The organism is Streptomyces sp. 3211.6 (assembly GCF_003634815.1).
In the GTDB taxonomy this organism is placed as follows: Bacteria; Actinomycetota; Actinomycetes; order Streptomycetales; family Streptomycetaceae; genus Streptomyces; species Streptomyces katrae_A.
In genome coordinates, this window is sequence record NZ_RBXC01000001.1 from 5,112,586 (window position 1) to 5,127,548 (window position 14,963).

Below are 14,963 nucleotides of genomic sequence, written 5' to 3' on the forward strand. Positions count from 1 at the left end.
GCCGGACGGGGGGCCTCCGGCCTCCTGGAGCCCCCCGTACGATGGAGCGTATGACTGCCCCCGCACCCGCCTCCCGCCGCGTCCTGCTCGCCGCCCCGCGCGGTTACTGCGCGGGCGTGGACCGCGCCGTGATCGCCGTCGAGAAGGCCCTCGAGCAGTACGGCGCCCCGGTCTACGTCCGGCACGAGATCGTGCACAACAAGTACGTCGTCCAGACGCTGCAGAAGAAGGGCGCCATCTTCGTCGAGAAGACGGAGGAGGTCCCGCCGGGCAGCATCGTCATGTTCTCCGCCCACGGCGTGGCCCCCGTGGTGCACGAGGAGGCGGCGCGCGGCCGGCTCGCGACCATCGACGCGACCTGCCCCCTGGTCACGAAGGTCCACAAGGAAGCGATCCGCTACGCCAACGAGGACTTCGACATCCTCCTCATCGGCCACGAGGGCCACGAGGAGGTCATCGGCACCTCCGGCGAGGCCCCCGACCACATCACCATCGTCGACGGCCCCGCCGACGTGGCCAAGGTCGAGGTCCGCGACGAGTCCAAGGTCGTCTGGCTCTCCCAGACCACCCTCTCCGTCGACGAGACGATGGAGACGGTCGACGCGCTGAAGACGAAGTTCCCGCTGCTCGTCTCCCCGCCCAGCGACGACATCTGCTACGCCACCTCCAACCGCCAGGCCGCCGTCAAGGCGATGGGCGCCGACGCCGACCTGGTCGTCGTCGTCGGCTCGAAGAACTCCTCCAACTCCATCCGCCTCGTCGAGGTCGCCCTGGACGCCGGCGCCCGCGCCGCGCACCTGGTCGACTTCGCCGCCGAGATCGACGAGGCCTGGCTGGAGGGCGTCACCACCGTCGGCCTGACCTCGGGCGCCTCCGTGCCGGAGGTGCTGGTCGAGGAAGTCCTGGAGTGGCTGGCCCAGCGCGGCTTCGCCGACGTGGAGATCGTCAAGACGGCCGAGGAGTCCATCACCTTCTCGCTGCCCAAGGAGCTCCGCCGCGACCTGCGCGCCGAAGCCGCCGCACTGGTGGCCGAGGGCGCCGACGAGTAGCCCGCGCGGCGCCCGCTCCGTACCGTGAGCCCATGCAGATCTTCGGTGTGGACATCGGCGGTACGGGGATCAAGGGCGCTCCCGTGGACCTGGACCGCGGCGAACCGGCGCAGGAGCGCCACAAGGTACTGACACCACATCCGGCCACCCCCGAGGGGGTGGCCGGAGGCGTTGCCGAGGTCGTCCGGCACTTCGCCTGGGAGGGGCCGATCGGCGTCACCTTCCCCGGCGTGGTCACCCACGGCGTGACCCGGACGGCCGCCAACGTCGACAAGGCCTGGATCGGCCTCGACGCGGCCGCCCTGCTCTCCACCACCCTGGGCGGCCGCCCGGTCACCGTCCTCAACGACGCCGACGCGGCGGGCGTCGCCGAGATGACGTACGGGGCGGGGCGCGGGGTGCCCGGCACGGTCGTCCTGCTCACCCTGGGCACCGGCATCGGCAGCGCCCTCTTCCGCGACGGCCGGCTCGTACCCAACACCGAGCTGGGCCACCTGGAGCTCAAGGGCCACGACGCGGAGACCCGGGCCTCGGTGAAGGCCAAGGAGGACGGGGACCTCAGCTGGGAGCGCTGGGCGCGCCGGCTGGACAAGTACCTGGCGCACGTCGAGATGCTCTTCTCCCCGGACCTCTTCATCCTCGGCGGCGGCGTCAGCCGCAAGCCGGAGAAGTTCCTCCCCCTCCTCAAGGACGTCCGCGCGCAGATCGTCCCGGCGAAGCTCCAGAACAACGCCGGGATCGTCGGCGCGGCCATGGCGGCACGCGACGGCCTCACGCAGTGATCATCAGGGATCAGTAGGCGGCGGACCTGCCGCCACGCCTCGCCGCCCGGCGCCGCCCGCTCAGCGCGGCGCGCCGCACCAGTGCGATCAGCCCCGCGACCAGCGTCCCGGCGTACAGCCACCCGGCGTGCAGGGACAGCGCCGACACCACCCCCATCAGCTCACCGCCGAAGCCGCCGGAGCCGCCCGACACGGGCCACACTCCGGCGGCGAAGGCGATGGGCACGCACACCGGCGCGGTGATCAGGTCGGCCGGGCGCACCCACAGGGCGGTCAGGGCGGCCACGGGCAGGAACAGCAGCCCGTACGCGAACAGCGAGGAGTCGAACAGCAGCCAGCAGATCCCGGCGACGAGCAGCATCGCCGCGCAGGCGAACAGCCCGCCGCCGAGCCCGGTCAGCCGGGGCCGCGGCATCCGCCGGGCGGCCGGCGCGGGGGGCCGGGTGCGCCGCACCGCCTGTGCGGGCACCTGCGGGTGACGTACCGAACGCATCCTGTATCGCTCCACCCCACCAACCTAGGCGCGACCCCCCGCCCAGCCCGCCCGGACACGCGTGCAACCACGTCCGCGCTCATAGGAAAGTAAACTGTCCGACGGCCCACTCCGGGCCGCCGCCCCCATACAGCTACGGGAAGTCGCCAACGTGTCGCTCACGATCGGAATCGTCGGCCTGCCGAATGTCGGCAAGTCGACCCTGTTCAACGCCCTGACCAAGAACGACGTACTGGCGGCCAACTACCCGTTCGCCACCATCGAGCCGAACATCGGCGTCGTCGGCGTCCCGGACAAGCGCCTCGCGGTCCTGGCCGGGATCTTCAAGTCGGAGCGCATCCTCCCGGCCACGGTCGACTTCGTCGACATCGCCGGCATCGTGCGCGGCGCCTCGGAGGGCGAGGGCCTGGGCAACAAGTTCCTCGCGAACATCCGCGAGTCGGACGCGATCTGCCAGGTCATCCGTGCCTTCAAGGACGAGAACGTCGTCCACGTCGACGGCAAGGTCTCGCCGAAGGACGACATCGAGACGATCAACACCGAGCTGATCCTCGCCGACCTCCAGTCCATCGAGAAGGCGATCCCCCGCCTGACGAAGGAGTCCCGCCTCCAGAAGGACAAGGTCGCGGTCCTGGCGGCGGCCGAGAAGGCCCAGAAGATCCTGGAGAACGGCGACACCCTCTTCTCCCAGGGCATCACCAAGGGCACCGAGCAGGGCGACCTCCTGCACGAGCTGCACCTGCTGACCACCAAGCCGTTCCTCTACGTCTTCAACGTGGACGAGGACGAGCTGACGGACGACGCCTTCAAGGCCGAGCAGTCCGCCCTGGTCGCCCCGGCGGAGGCCATCTTCCTCAACGCGAAGCTGGAGGCGGACCTCGCCGAGCTGGACGACGAGGAAGCCCTGGAGCTCCTCCAGTCGGTCGGCCAGGACGAGCCCGGCCTCGCCACCCTCGGCCGCGTCGGCTTCGCCACCCTGGGCCTCCAGACCTACCTGACGGCCGGCCCGAAGGAAACCCGCGCCTGGACCATCAAGCAGGGCGCCACGGCCCCCGAGGCGGCCGGCGTGATCCACACCGACTTCCAGCGCGGCTTCATCAAGGCGGAGGTCATCTCCTTCGCGGACCTGGTCGCCTGCGGCTCGGTCGCGGAAGCCCGCGCGAAGGGCAAGGCCCGCATGGAGGGCAAGGACTACGTCATGCAGGACGGCGACGTGGTCGAGTTCCGCTTCAACGTCTGAGCGGATGAAATAACACCACGTCGCTGACGTGGCAAACATGCAGGTCAGGAGGGGGCGGACTCTATCGAGTCAGCCCCCTTCGTCGTCACCGTGCTGGATGGGTGCTGGATATCCCGACGGTGGGTCAGCGGCGATCAGGTCCCATACGCGGTGGACCGGTGTCCCACATGAACGACCCAGAGCACCAGCTCCCCGTTGTCGATCGTGTAGACGACGCGGTAGTCGCCGACGCGCAGACGGCGTCGCTCGGGCTGGGACACGAGTGCGGTGGTGTTGAGGCCGAGGGGGTCGGTCTCCAGCTCGGTCAGCTTGGCCAGGATGCGCAGTGCCATGTGGCGAGGGATCTTCCGGAGCTCGGCCTGAGCCTCGGGTCGGAGGACGGTTCGGTACTCACTCACCGCGCGCCAGCGTCTCCCTCATGATGTCCTCGATCGGGATGCCGGGTGTGGGGGTGGCCATGCGCTCGTCGATGATCCGGTTGATCTCGCGCTCTTCCCACTCCTGGTACTTGCGCAGCACCTCGATGGAGACCACGGCGGCGACTTCCTTGCCCCGGCGCGTGATCACCGTGGGTACGTCGTCGCGGTCCGCGCGCTCCACGACCTCCGCCAAGTGCGCGCGCACGTCGCGGATGGACTCTACGGGCAGTGGCTGCGTCATGCGCTCAAACGTACCGAGTGTCCCATGTGTACACAATGGCCGGAGTCCATGGCGGTCCGTCGCTCGCGCTGGATGAACTCGCACCGTGCTGGATGGGTGCTGGATCGGCTGAGTGACCATCGGTCGTTTCCCCCCTCGGATGACACCAAGAGAGTGGTACGTTATTGAGTACCACTTGATGGGAGGGGTGAAGTCATGTCCATAACCGCGAGTGAAGCCCGCAAGGAACTGTTTCCGTTGATCAAAAAGGTCAACGAGAACCATGAAGCCATCGAGATTGTCTCCAGGCACGGCAACGCGGTGCTTGTCTCGGCCGAGGACTACGCGGCGCTGCGCGAGGGCTCCTACCTGCTGCGCTCGCCAGCGAACGCCCGGCGGCTGCTCAAGGCGTACGAGAACGCCCTGTCGCACATCCACGTGTCGGAGCGTGAGCTGATCGATCCCGAGTCACCGGACGCAGGTGCGGGTGCCGCGTGAGGCTTGTCTTCGAGGATCTGGGCTGGGGGGACTACACCTGGCTCAAGAACGACCGCAAGATGCTCGCCCGGATCAACAAGCTGATCGAAGATGTCAGGCGTGACCCCTTCACGGGCATCGGCAAGCCGGAGCCGCTGAAGTATCACCTGCCTGGGGCCTGGTCGCGACGGATCGACGAAGAGCACCGCCTCGTCTATCTGGTGACGGACAAGGAGATCGTCATCCTCGCCGCCCGGTATCACTACTGATTTCGGAGGCCTCCAGCAGCGACCACGTGCGGGACGCTTCGACGAGGTGCTCCCAGGGCGCGGTCCAGTCGAGTTCCCAGTCCAGTGCGGTGCCGGAGATGCCGTACGTGCGGCCGGCGTCCACCCGCCAGAACTGGGAGTAGAGGATCACCTGGGCGTGGTCGGCCAGGTCGTTGACGATCTCGGTGAAGCGGGCCGCGGGCCAGCCGGGGGCGTTGTCCGCAGCGGTGGCTCGTAGTCGCGCGGTGAGCGGCGGGACGACAGGGCTACGGGCGTCGAGTTCGGTCAGCGCCCAGCGGATGCCGGCAGACTCGGTCCAGTCCGGTGGGGTCGCCCGTTCCAGGCAGGCGCGGTAGGCGCGGCGCAGGGGCTCGATGGCGCCGTCGATCTCCAGGCTCGCCAGGGCCACGGCCGCCCATTCGCGCACGGTCGGGTTGCGGCTTTCCAGCAGGTCGATGAGGGCTGGGCCGCAGCGGGGATCGCCCACTTCCTCGAAGACCTCGATGGCGGTCAGCTGGCCGAAGCCGCCGAGGGAAGGCAGCCCGTCGATGATGGCCGGTATGGCGTCGGCGCCGATCCAGATCAGCTCTGCGCGGGCGTCGTAGGACTCTTCGGCTTTACCGTCGAGCTGCTGGACGAGTGTCTTGATGTGGGTGGTCATGACGCGGAGTGGTCCCGGAGCCGGCGGTGCTCGTCGCAGGTGCCGAAGTCCTGGTAGTTGAGCTGGGCCCCGACGAGAGAGGCCTTGTTCGCTCCGCCGTCCATGGCCGGCCACCGGAACTGGACCCCGTCGTCCTCCCAGAAGCAGACGGGGCAGTCTCGTAGGAGCCGGGCACGGCGTCGAGCACGCGGTGCCCGCAGCAGGGACAGGGGTTGCGGGTCGCTCACATGCGCAGTCTCGCTGCGGGTCCAGCCGGTGCGCCATGGATTTCTCGGGCCTCGGCACCCCCGATCAGTCCGCAGCGAGTCCACAGGAGACTCGTAAAACCGCAGTCGTCATCTCCCGCCAGCTCGGTGTGACGGGCTCCCGCTGGAGAGTCGGCGATCCCGGTCCGGGGGATTTCGGTGACGTGCCGCGCCATGACCGGCCTCGCCAGGGCCGCTTTCCCGTGACCTGGAAGGTCCCCCGGTCCGGCGCCTCCGTCGTCGCTTAACCTCCGTCCATGGACGCAACAGAGCTGACGGAAGCCCGGATCGAGGGTGGGGGCAACGTTCTGGTCGCGCCTTCGGGGTTGTGGGGCGATGGGGGCCTGCTCGGGGATTTTCTCGGGGTCGCGGTCACTCCGGAGGGGCTGGCTTCCGGGTCGGTAGGCCTCGGGGGCAAGACCGTCTACCTGTGTGGCGACGTCTCCGGGATCAGTGCCCGCCAACTGCGCGGCGCGGCCCGGGTGTTCGTCGTCCGGGAGTTGTCGCACGGCTACCGCGAGGGTGGCGGCATGCCGTGGACCGCCGTCGGTGTCGGGCGGGTGCCGCTGCGGGTGCACGGCGTCGGCGTGTACTACCGCCGGTTCTTCGACCCCGACGCCGATCACTTCCGGCGGATCCGTGCGGAGCACGAGTTCCAGTCCCTGACGGAGTCCACCAAGCCGGGAACGGCCCATCGCAGCGGGATCTATCTGACGCCCGTCACGCGGAACGGCGACGAACTGCACTTCCGTCTGCTCCGGTGCTCCACGAACCTGTCGGGGCCGACCGAGGGGTTCGGCCCGACCGACACGGCCATCGTCGACGACCTGAACCGCGAGGCCGCGGCCGTCTTCCGGGATGCGGCGCCGCTGAACCACGTCCTCGCCCAGATCTACCACAACACCCTGGCCACGGCCGAGCGCAAGCAGTCCAAGGCCAGGATCTCGGCCCACGCCGACAAGACGAAGGACATGCCGGTCAACGGCGTCATGGCCTTCTGCACCTTCTACGACGGGCTGGAGAAGCTCCAGCCCCTGGCGGAAGACGCCTTCGACCACGGGGTGAAGGGCGTCAGCGGGCTGACCAGGCTCCGCTTCCGGCTCAAGGAGACGGCCGGCGAGGAGGCGGCCGGGGCCGGGCTCCCCGCGCGGTTCGGCGTGACGCTCCACCCCGGCTCCGTGTTCTTCATGCCGCTGTCCACCAACCGCCTGTACACGCACGAGATCCGGCCCGCGGCGCTGGACGCCGAGTCGCTGCCGACGCGCCTGGGATACGTGGTGCGCTGTTCGAGCGCCGAGGCGGTCCACAAGGACGGCCGCACGTTCCTCAAGAGGGACGGGGGCCTGGTGGAGCTGGGACCGCCCACGCCGGAGGGCATGGACCGGCTGCGCGGGCTGTACGCCGAGGAGAACCGGACCTCGTCCGTCATCGATTACGGCAGCGAATTCCTCTTCAGCATGAACACGGGAGACTACGTTGCCCCGCGGATCTAGCCTCGCGGACGTGATCGGCTGCTACGCCCTGCCGGTCGAGGGGGAGTTGTTCGAGGAGCTTTCCGGGGCGACCCGCTGGGAGGACGTGGGGAAGGGCCGGCAGGGCGCCGTGCTGACCCGGGTCGACGGGGCGGGAGGCGTGCCCCTCGTGCGCACCACCACCCGGTACGGCAGCCCGGCCCAGCGGTTCCGGGCGGTGCACGAACGGCTGGCGCGGCAGGTGCAGGAGTGCGCGGGGGTGTCGGCCGGCTTCAACAACGCCCTCGTCGAGAGCTATTCGAACGCCTACAGGACCATGGGTAGCCATTCCGACCAGGCCCTCGACCTGGCCGACGGGTCGTGCATCGCCCTCTTCTCCTGCTACCGGTATCCGCAGGCGGGTCCGCCGAGGAAGCTCGTCTTCGAATCGAAGGATGCGCCCGGGGGCGAGAAGTTCGAGGTCCCGCTCGCCCACAACAGCGTGGTCGTGTTCTCCGTCGCATCGAACCGGCGGCTCAGGCACAAGATCGTGCTGGACGCGCTGGCCCCGGCGGAGGACAACCAGTGGCTGGGCGTGACCTTCCGGACGTCGAAGACCCTCGTCCGGTACGGGGAGGGCCACGCACACCTCCCGGGCGGTGCGCGCCTCGTGCTGGCGGACGAGGAGCAGAGGGGCGAGTTCTACCGGTTCCGGCGTCGCGAGAACCAGGAAACGGACTTCGTCTACCCCCCGCTGGCGTACACCCTCAGCGAGAGCGATCTGCTGCCGCCCGTCTAGGCCGAGCGCGTAGCCGACGCGGTAGCCGCCGACGCGCAGCCGGCGACGCCCAGCCGGCGGCCTATGGCCTACAGGCCCCGGACCGAGGCGATCGAGAACGTCGTCGGGGTGCCCGTCGAAGGGGTCATCGGGCCGCCCTTGTCGAACTGGGAGCGGACCACCAGGGTGCGGGTCGGGGTCTGGGCCAGGGTGGTGGGGATCTGGAGGGCCGGGTCCGTGAGGGTGTGGAGCAGGCGGGCGTGGGTGCCGTCCGGGGTGAGCTGCCAGCGGCTCAGGGTGTTGGTGATGTTGTGGGCCGCCCGGAGGGTGCCGGTGGGGGAGAGGTCGAGGCCGTCGGCGGCCTTGAGGTCGCCGCCCGTGAGGGTGACCCGGCTGAGGGCGCCGGTGGCGAGGTCGACGCGGTGGAGCTCCCCGGCGGTCATGTCGACCGCGAGGAGGTAGCGGCCCGCCGCGTCTGAGGTGATGCCGTTGAGGGTGAACTTGCCGGGCGGGGGCGGGGTGACCTGGTGGCTCAGGTCGTAGCCCACCGTCAGGGCGCCCGAGCCGGCCCGCAGCTGGGCGGGGGTGACCCGGTAGATCACCGCGCGCACGCTGTCCGTCAGGTAGGCGGTGCCGTCCGGGGTGATGGTCAGGTCGTTGATGAAGTGCGGGACGGCCGGGTCGGCCTCGAAGTGGGCCAGGCGGGTGCCGGTCGCCGTGTCGTACACCGCGACGCCGGCCGTGGAGTCGGTGACCCACAGGCGGCCCCGGGGGTCGACGCGCAGGCCGTTGGCGGTGTGCCGGCCGTCGGTGCCGGAGGGCAGGAACACCTCGGCCGTCCGGGCGCCGGGGCGGGCGCGGTAGACGGTGCCGTCCGCGTACGAGCCGACGTACACCGTGCCGGTGCGGGCGTCGGCGGCTATGCCCTCGGGGTAGACCTTCGCGCCGGGCAGCGTGAACGCCGTCGAGACGCGGGCGGGGCCGGGGGCGGCGGCCGTGGTGAGCGCCGCGGTCAGGGTCAGGAGGGCGGCGACGGGCAGGGCGTATGACAGCTTGCGCATGAGTGCATCCTTCTGGGTGGGTGAGTTCGAAGAGTAGTTAGAGTTCTAATGCTTGGCAAGGGTCATAGGATGACGCCATGACCTCCATGCCCCCCGAGGAGCGCATCGGCTCGCACGTCAAGCGCGCCGAGCAGGCGCTGCTCGCGGCGAAGACCACTGCCTGCAAGCCGGCTGCCGTAACGGTTCCGCAGTACGCGGCCCTGCTCTGGCTCGCCGAGAAGCCGGGCATCTCCGCCGCGGCCCTGGCCCGGCTCTGCGGGGTCACCGCGCCGACGATGAACACCGTGCTGAAGAACCTCCACGAGCGCGGGCTCGTCGAGCGCACCCCGCACGAGTGGCACCGCAACGTGCTGGAGACCCGGCTCACCGCCGAGGGGCGCGCCGCGATGGAGCTCGCCGACGCGGGCGCCGTGCGCGTGGAGACGGCGCTCGCGGGCGCCTTCACCGCGGAGGAGCGCGAGCAGCTCATCGCCCTGCTGGGGCGGTGCGCGGAGGCGCTCGACGCCCTGAAGTGAACGGTTCGACTCCTTCGAACCCGAGGCGCCGGACAAGTTTTTGCGGAAATTTGGAACGATCCGCAGAATTCGCTCATCAGGACTAACCAAGGGGATGTCCGCGTGCCGTCCCGCCCCGGGGTGGCCGAGACCGTTCGGAGCGAAGTTCGTGCATCAGTACCCTCAGCAGTCTTCCGGCCACGAGCCCGAACGGGCCGGGGGCCGCGGGAAGTCGCGGCGCGCGGTGTGGATCGGCGCGGGCGTCGCCGGGGCGCTGCTCCTCGGCGGCGGGGGCTTCGCGGCCTACAAGAACGAGTGGTTCGACGGCAACGGCCAGGCCGTCAGCTTCGGCAAGGACCACGCGCCCGCCACCCCGGGCAAAACCGCCGACGGCTCCGCGAAGAAGAGCGCGAGCCCGTCCGCCTCGCCGACGCCCACCGGTGACCCGGACGTCCAGCTCCCCGCCGGCCCCAGGTCGGAGTTCAAGCAGACGACCAAGCTCGACGACGGCACGGTCATCGCCAAGACGCGCCTGGCCGGGGCCAAGTCCGGCTTCGAGGGGGACGTCTGGGTCTGGGCCCCCAAGGAGTACGACGACCCCAGGTACGCCAAGAGCGCCTTCCCGGTCCTCATCGCCCTCCCCGGCGGCAACGGCTTCCCGGCCAACTACTGGTCCGACCGCAGCCTCGGCCTCCAGACGGCGATCAGCGAGGGGGTCCAGGCCGGGACCAGCCTGCCCTTCGTCGTGATCATGCCGGTGCTCAACCCGGACAACAAGTACTACTACGACGGCGCCGACATACCCGGCCAGCCCAAGATGGGCACCTGGATCGCCGAGGACGTCCCCGACTTCGTCCGCGCCAACTTCCGCACCTACAAGTCCCGCGACGGCTGGGCCTTCATGGGCTCCTCCTCCGGCGCCTTCGTCGGCATGAAGACGGTCCTCCAGTACCCGGACCGCTTCAAGGCCGTGATCGCCAGCGGCGGCGAGATCGTCCCGGACTCGCCGCTGTGGAAGGGCCACCAGGCGGAGATGGACGCGAACAACCCCGAGAAGCTCGCCGACAAGCTGATCAAGGCCGGCGGCCCGGACGTGTACATCAACTTCCAGATCGGCACCAAGGAGTCCGGCAAGGACCGGATGACGAAATTCGTCCAGCAGTACGGCAAGGGCCCCGTCAAGACGACCATCCGCGACATCCAGAACGGCGAGCACAACGGCTGGCACTACGTGCGCGGCATGAAGGAGGGCTCGCTGGAGTGGATCAGCAAGGTGCTGAAGGGCCCGAAGCCCGAAGCCGGCTGAACCGGGCCGGGCGGAGTCCGGCCCGGCCCGGCCCGGCCCGGCTCAGCCCGGCCCAGCCCCGCACCGGCCGCACAGGCGTCCGCCACGTGGCCCTCGCCACGTCGCCCCGGTCCCAGGCAACCCCTACGGTCGTTGACACCTCTGTAGAAGCGAAAAGGGGGACCAATCGGTCCGACCCGCGCCCAACCAGGGCGCCGGAGAAGGAACGGGACACATCCGTGCAGTATGACCAGCAAGACGGCGGCGACGGCGGCCCCACCACCGGCGGGCCCGCCACCACCGGCGCGCCCGCCACCGACGGCGGCCGTCGCCCCGCACGCGGCCCGCGCGGGCGCAAGATCCTCATTGGCGGCGGCCTCGCCCTCGCCCTCGCCGCCGGCGGCGGGGCGGCGTACGGGTTCGGCCTCTTCTCGGACATGGGGGACCCCGTCTCCTTCGGGAAGATCCAGGAGTCGGCGGCCGCCGAGGACATCCGCCCGGGGGTGCTGATGCCCACCGGCCCCAAGTCCGCGTTCGTCCGCACCAGCCGGCTCCCGGACGGCACGCAGATCGCGATGACCACCCTGACCGGCAAGAAGTCCGGCTTCACGGGTGACGTGTGGGTGTGGGTCCCGAAGGAGTACGACGACCCCAGGTACGCCAAGAGCGGCTTCCCCGTCCTGATCTCCCTGCCCGGCGGCCGCGGCTACCCCAAGAACTACTGGGGCACCGGGCCCGGGCTGGGCCTCCAGCAGGCCGTGATCGACGGGGTCAAGAAGGGCACCAGCCTCCCGTTCATCCTGGTCATGCCGGTGATCAACGCCGACACCAAGCACCACTACGACGGCTCCGACATCCCCGGCCAGCCCAAGATGGGCACCTGGATGGCCGATGACGTCCCGGATTTCACGCGGGCCAATTTCCGGACCTTCACCTCCCGCGACGGCTGGGCCTTCATGGGCTCCTCCTCGGGCGGCTTCGGCGCGTTCAAGCACGTCCTGAAGTACCCCGACCGCTTCAAGGCGGCCATCGCGAGCGGCGTCGACTTCGTCCCGGACTCCCCGCTGTGGAAGGGGAACCGGCAGGCGATGGACGAGAACAACCCCGAGAAGCTCGCCGAGCTGCTGATCAGGGAGGGCGGCCCGGACGTCTACATCAGCTTCCAGATCGGCACCAAGGAGAGCGGCCGGGAGCAGACCGAGGCATTCATGAGGGAGTACGGGAAGGGCCCCGTGCACACCCGGCTCCAGGTGATCCAGGATGGGGAGCACAACGGAAAATCGTATGTACGCGGTATGAGGGAGGGCTCCCTGGAGTGGATCAGCAAGGTGATGCAGGCACCCACACCCGACCCCGGCGTGCGATGAGCCCGGTGGTGAAGGGGGCGGCGGCGACGGCCGCCGCCGCGGGGATCGTGGCGGTGGCCGCCGCCGTGCTCCTCGGGGCGTCCGGCGAACAGCCGGTGCACCCCTTCCCCACCGTCGGCGTGCTCATGGCGAACGGGGAGCACTGGTGCACGGCGAGCGTGGTCGACAGCCCCAAGGGCAACGTCGTCGCGACCGCCGCGCACTGCGTGGCCCCGGCCGGCGAGGACGGCCGGCCCGGCGAGGCCGCGCACGACGGGCTGGCCATCGGCGAACTCTCCTTCGCGCCGGCCTTCTCCGGCGAGGGCCCGGGCACCCAGCCCCTCGGGGTGTGGAAGGTCCGCTCGATCCACGTGGACGAGCGCTGGACGAAATGGGGCGACGAGACCGCCGACTTCGCCTTCCTCACCGTCGAGCCGGACGGGAACGGGCGCAGCCTCCAGCAGCGGGTCGGCCAGGGCGAGGCGCCCAAGCCGGACTGGACCTCCGGGTACGAGCGCGAGGTCACGGTCGTCGGCTACCCCGAGTCCGACCACAACCCGCAGAACAAGCCCGTCTCCTGCACCACCCAGACCCGGCACGACGCGGACGACCCCGACATGCTGTACATCAGCTGCGCCGGCTTCTGGACCGGCACCAGCGGCAGCCCCTGGATCGCCGACCGCGGCGGCACCGGCCAGCCCGGACGGCTCATCGGGGTGCTCAGCGGCGGGGACACCGACGTGGACTCCACGGCCGCGCTGTACGACGAGAGGGCCAAGGCCCTCTACGAAGCGGCGGCCCGGGGCTGAGCCGGACCCGGCACCGGGGGGCTACTTGCGGCGCTCGGTGCTGACGATCACGCCCACCGCCGCCACCACGATCGCACCGCCCAGCACGATCGGCAGGGTCAGCGGCTCGTCCAGGATCAGCGCGCCCAGCGCCACGGCCACCACCGGATTGACGTACGCGTACGTGGCCACCAGCGACAGCGGCGCCGCCTGGAGCAGCCACGCGTACGCGGTGAACCCGACGACCGAACCGATCAGCACCAGGTAGCCCAGCGCCAGCCAGGAGGCGGTGGAGAACGAGCCGGGATCCAGACCGCGCTGCTCGCCGCGCAGCAGCCCGACCGCCACCTGGGCGGCCCCGCCCCACAGCATCTGGTAGACGCTGCCCGTGAACGGGTTCCCCGGCAGCGGCAGCCGCCCGGCGGAGAAGGACCCCAGCGCCCAGGTGACCGACCCGGCCACGACCAGCAGCACCCCCGACAGCCGGACCTCCCCGCTGAGCCCCGGGCTGGTCAGGACCGCCATGCCCGAGAGCCCCACGAGCACCCCGGCCAGGGTGCGCGCGGGTGGCCGGTCCTTGGTGACCGCCCGCAGCACCACCACCCACATCGGCACCGCCGCCACCAGCAGCGCGGCCAGCCCCGAGGGCACGGAGGTCTCGGCCAGGACGACCAGGCCGTTGCCGCCGAGCACCAGCAGCAGGCCGACCACCAGCGTCGACCCGAGCTGCGCGCGGGTGACGCGCAGCGCGGAGGGCCCGTACCGCCAGGCGACGATCCCGGCCAGGACCAGGCCGGCGGACAGGAAGCGGGCACCGGCGGACAGGAACGGCGGCATGGTCTGCACGACGATCCGGATGCCGAGGTAGGTCGAGCCCCAGACGACGTACACGAGGGAGAGGGCCGTCCAGACGGCCCCGCCGGTCCCGCGGTGGGGAGTGTCCGGTTCCGCCGTCGCCGGCTCCGCCGGTATCGAGGTGCTCATGGCCGGATCCTACGGACGGTGGCGCATGCACGCTTCTCGGTATCTCAGCCCTTGAGCAGGGCGTTCAGCTCGCCGTACGGGAGGGAGCCGCCGAGGGAGCCGTAGGTTCCGCCGGCGAGCAGCTCCTCGGCCGCCCGGCGGGCGACGGCGTACGCGGCCTCCGCCACCCAGGAGCCGAGGCTGACGCGGGCCACGCCGAGGGCGCCGAGTTCACCGACGGAGGGGGCGCCGGGCCCGACGAGGACGTTGAGCGGGGCGTCGATGCCGCGGGCGAGCTCCGCGATGACGGCGGGGTCGGTGACACCGGGCACGAAGATGCCGGTGGCGCCGGCGGCCAGGTAGGCGGAGGCGCGCTCCAGGGTCTCGTCGAGGCGGGTCGCGCTCTCGCCGAGGCCGAAGAGGTACGTGTCCACGCGGGCGTTGATGTACAGCGGGATCCCGGCGGCGTCGGCGGCCGCACGGGCGGCGGCCAGGCGCTCCGCGTGCTCGGCGGGGGCGCGGGTGCCGTCCTCGATGTTCACGCCGGCCGCGCCGGCGGCGAGCACGCCGGCGACGGTCTCCCCGACCCCGGCGGCGTCGGCGGCGAAGCCGCCCTCGATGTCGGCGGTGACGGGGACGCGGACGGCGGAGGCGACCCGCGCGACCAGGTCCAGGGCCCGGTCCCGCGCGAGCGCGTCCCCGTCGGGCGCCCCGAGCGACCAGGCGACCCCGGCACTGGTCGTCGCCACGGCCGGGGCCCCGGCGGCCTCGACGATCCGGGCGCTGGCCACGTCCCAGGCGTTGGCGAGGGGGAGGGGGGCGGTGGGGGTGTGGAGGGCGGCGAAGGCGGTGGCCTTTTCACGTGTGGTCGTCATGGCGCCAGTCCAGCAGACCGGCGCCGGGCGGGCTGGCGATTTTCCGACGTGGACGGCGCGACCCGCG

19 protein-coding genes are annotated in these 14,963 nt (G+C 70.9%); 11 read left to right on the forward strand and 8 right to left on the reverse strand.

All coding sequences use genetic code 11. The annotated features are described in order from the left end of the window. Positions 1-41: 41 nt before the first annotated feature. A complete protein-coding gene (locus BX286_RS23780) occupies positions 42-1,049 on the forward strand; it encodes a 4-hydroxy-3-methylbut-2-enyl diphosphate reductase (RefSeq protein WP_187344184.1) in 1,008 nt (335 codons plus the stop codon). Positions 1,050-1,081: 32 nt separating this feature from the next. Next, positions 1,082-1,831 (forward strand): polyphosphate--glucose phosphotransferase, encoded by a 750-nt coding sequence (gene ppgK / locus BX286_RS23785; RefSeq protein WP_079429581.1) that lies wholly within the window; start codon positions 1,082-1,084, stop codon positions 1,829-1,831. A gap of 10 nt (positions 1,832-1,841) precedes the next feature. Here the strand turns inward: ppgK and BX286_RS23790 are convergent, their stop codons facing one another. After that, positions 1,842-2,324 (reverse strand): DUF6542 domain-containing protein, encoded by a 483-nt coding sequence (locus BX286_RS23790; RefSeq protein WP_398898799.1) that lies wholly within the window; start codon positions 2,322-2,324, stop codon positions 1,842-1,844. A 151-nt stretch (positions 2,325-2,475) separates the two neighbouring features. Here BX286_RS23790 and ychF point away from each other — a divergent pair, with 151 nt between their 5' ends. Then, complete coding sequence (gene ychF / locus BX286_RS23795) at positions 2,476-3,564, forward strand: redox-regulated ATPase YchF (RefSeq protein WP_079429583.1); 1,089 nt, start codon at positions 2,476-2,478, stop codon at positions 3,562-3,564. Between the two features lie 134 nt (positions 3,565-3,698). Here the strand turns inward: ychF and BX286_RS23800 are convergent, their stop codons facing one another. Next, positions 3,699-3,962: a type II toxin-antitoxin system RelE/ParE family toxin gene (locus tag BX286_RS23800; RefSeq protein WP_100862946.1), complete on the reverse strand. Its 264-nt coding sequence runs from the start codon at positions 3,960-3,962 to the stop codon at positions 3,699-3,701. Further along, positions 3,955-4,224, reverse strand: a complete 270-nt coding sequence (locus tag BX286_RS23805; protein ID WP_079429585.1) for a type II toxin-antitoxin system Phd/YefM family antitoxin — start codon at positions 4,222-4,224, stop codon at positions 3,955-3,957. Before BX286_RS23805 ends, BX286_RS23800 begins: the two co-directional genes overlap by 8 nt. Before the next feature lie 195 nt (positions 4,225-4,419). Between BX286_RS23805 and BX286_RS23810 the strand changes: the two genes are divergently transcribed. Further along, entirely contained in the window at positions 4,420-4,701 is a 282-nt protein-coding gene (locus BX286_RS23810) for a type II toxin-antitoxin system Phd/YefM family antitoxin (protein ID WP_079429586.1), read from the forward strand. Next, positions 4,698-4,949, forward strand: coding sequence for a Txe/YoeB family addiction module toxin (locus BX286_RS23815; protein WP_079429587.1), 252 nt, complete (start codon positions 4,698-4,700; stop codon positions 4,947-4,949). The genes BX286_RS23810 and BX286_RS23815 overlap by 4 nt, the downstream gene beginning before the upstream one ends. Here the strand turns inward: BX286_RS23815 and BX286_RS23820 are convergent. Both BX286_RS23820 and BX286_RS23825 read right to left on the reverse strand, forming a co-directional pair. Next, complete coding sequence (locus BX286_RS23820; protein ID WP_079429588.1) at positions 4,921-5,610, reverse strand: HEAT repeat domain-containing protein; 690 nt, start codon at positions 5,608-5,610, stop codon at positions 4,921-4,923. The two genes, BX286_RS23815 and BX286_RS23820, sit on opposite strands and share 29 nt — an antisense overlap. After that, positions 5,607-5,837 (reverse strand): CPCC family cysteine-rich protein, encoded by a 231-nt coding sequence (locus BX286_RS23825; protein WP_261993501.1) that lies wholly within the window; start codon positions 5,835-5,837, stop codon positions 5,607-5,609. The genes BX286_RS23820 and BX286_RS23825 overlap by 4 nt, the downstream gene beginning before the upstream one ends. Positions 5,838-6,112: 275 nt before the next feature. Here BX286_RS23825 and BX286_RS23830 point away from each other — a divergent pair, with 275 nt between their 5' ends. Together BX286_RS23830 and BX286_RS23835 are read left to right on the forward strand one after the other, a co-directional pair. Then, on the forward strand, positions 6,113-7,348 hold the full coding sequence (locus BX286_RS23830) for a hypothetical protein (protein ID WP_100862944.1): 1,236 nt from the start codon (positions 6,113-6,115) through the stop codon (positions 7,346-7,348). Between the two features lie 10 nt (positions 7,349-7,358). Next, entirely contained in the window at positions 7,359-8,105 is a 747-nt protein-coding gene (locus tag BX286_RS23835; RefSeq protein WP_398898800.1) for an alpha-ketoglutarate-dependent dioxygenase AlkB, read from the forward strand. A 68-nt stretch (positions 8,106-8,173) separates the two neighbouring features. On the opposite strand, the gene BX286_RS23840 is transcribed toward BX286_RS23835, so the two are convergent. Continuing rightward, the gene (locus BX286_RS23840; protein WP_121016270.1) at positions 8,174-9,145 is read right to left on the reverse strand and encodes an SMP-30/gluconolactonase/LRE family protein; all 972 of its coding nucleotides are present in this window, start codon (positions 9,143-9,145) and stop codon (positions 8,174-8,176) included. Between the two features lie 77 nt (positions 9,146-9,222). Between BX286_RS23840 and BX286_RS23845 the strand changes: the two genes are divergently transcribed. From BX286_RS23845 to BX286_RS23860, 4 genes are all read left to right on the forward strand, one after another. Next, a complete protein-coding gene (locus tag BX286_RS23845) occupies positions 9,223-9,660 on the forward strand; it encodes a MarR family winged helix-turn-helix transcriptional regulator (protein ID WP_079429592.1) in 438 nt (145 codons plus the stop codon). 148 nt (positions 9,661-9,808) lie between these two features. After that, positions 9,809-10,945 (forward strand): esterase family protein, encoded by a 1,137-nt coding sequence (locus BX286_RS23850; RefSeq protein ID WP_079429593.1) that lies wholly within the window; start codon positions 9,809-9,811, stop codon positions 10,943-10,945. A 218-nt stretch (positions 10,946-11,163) separates the two neighbouring features. Continuing rightward, positions 11,164-12,291: an esterase family protein gene (locus BX286_RS23855; protein ID WP_121016272.1), complete on the forward strand. Its 1,128-nt coding sequence runs from the start codon at positions 11,164-11,166 to the stop codon at positions 12,289-12,291. Beyond that, the gene (locus BX286_RS23860) at positions 12,288-13,079 is read left to right on the forward strand and encodes a serine protease (protein WP_079429595.1); all 792 of its coding nucleotides are present in this window, start codon (positions 12,288-12,290) and stop codon (positions 13,077-13,079) included. The genes BX286_RS23855 and BX286_RS23860 overlap by 4 nt, the downstream gene beginning before the upstream one ends. 21 nt (positions 13,080-13,100) lie before the next feature. Here BX286_RS23860 and BX286_RS23865 read toward each other — a convergent pair whose 3' ends face one another. Next, positions 13,101-14,042 (reverse strand): EamA family transporter, encoded by a 942-nt coding sequence (locus BX286_RS23865; protein WP_121016273.1) that lies wholly within the window; start codon positions 14,040-14,042, stop codon positions 13,101-13,103. A gap of 44 nt (positions 14,043-14,086) precedes the next feature. Beyond that, a complete protein-coding gene (locus BX286_RS23870; RefSeq protein ID WP_079429597.1) occupies positions 14,087-14,896 on the reverse strand; it encodes an isocitrate lyase/phosphoenolpyruvate mutase family protein in 810 nt (269 codons plus the stop codon). Positions 14,897-14,963: the final 67 nt, after the last annotated feature.

Bases quoted from the DNA above. Each gene is read 5' to 3' on its own strand.
- BX286_RS23840 (WP_121016270.1), bottom strand. From the start codon at position 9,145: ATGCGCAAGCTGTCATACGCCCTGCCCGTCGCCGCCCTCCTGACCCTG.
- BX286_RS23820 (WP_079429588.1), bottom strand. From the start codon at position 5,610: ATGACCACCCACATCAAGACACTCGTCCAGCAGCTCGACGGTAAAGCC.
- BX286_RS23805 (WP_079429585.1), bottom strand. From the start codon at position 4,224: ATGACGCAGCCACTGCCCGTAGAGTCCATCCGCGACGTGCGCGCGCAC.
- BX286_RS23860 (WP_079429595.1), top strand. From the start codon at position 12,288: ATGAGCCCGGTGGTGAAGGGGGCGGCGGCGACGGCCGCCGCCGCGGGG.
- BX286_RS23780 (WP_187344184.1), top strand. From the start codon at position 42: ATGGAGCGTATGACTGCCCCCGCACCCGCCTCCCGCCGCGTCCTGCTC.
- BX286_RS23870 (WP_079429597.1), bottom strand. From the start codon at position 14,896: ATGACGACCACACGTGAAAAGGCCACCGCCTTCGCCGCCCTCCACACC.
- BX286_RS23865 (WP_121016273.1), bottom strand. From the start codon at position 14,042: ATGAGCACCTCGATACCGGCGGAGCCGGCGACGGCGGAACCGGACACT.
- ppgK (WP_079429581.1), top strand. From the start codon at position 1,082: ATGCAGATCTTCGGTGTGGACATCGGCGGTACGGGGATCAAGGGCGCT.
- BX286_RS23790 (WP_398898799.1), bottom strand. From the start codon at position 2,324: ATGCGTTCGGTACGTCACCCGCAGGTGCCCGCACAGGCGGTGCGGCGC.
- BX286_RS23830 (WP_100862944.1), top strand. From the start codon at position 6,113: ATGGACGCAACAGAGCTGACGGAAGCCCGGATCGAGGGTGGGGGCAAC.
- BX286_RS23845 (WP_079429592.1), top strand. From the start codon at position 9,223: ATGACCTCCATGCCCCCCGAGGAGCGCATCGGCTCGCACGTCAAGCGC.
- BX286_RS23810 (WP_079429586.1), top strand. From the start codon at position 4,420: ATGTCCATAACCGCGAGTGAAGCCCGCAAGGAACTGTTTCCGTTGATC.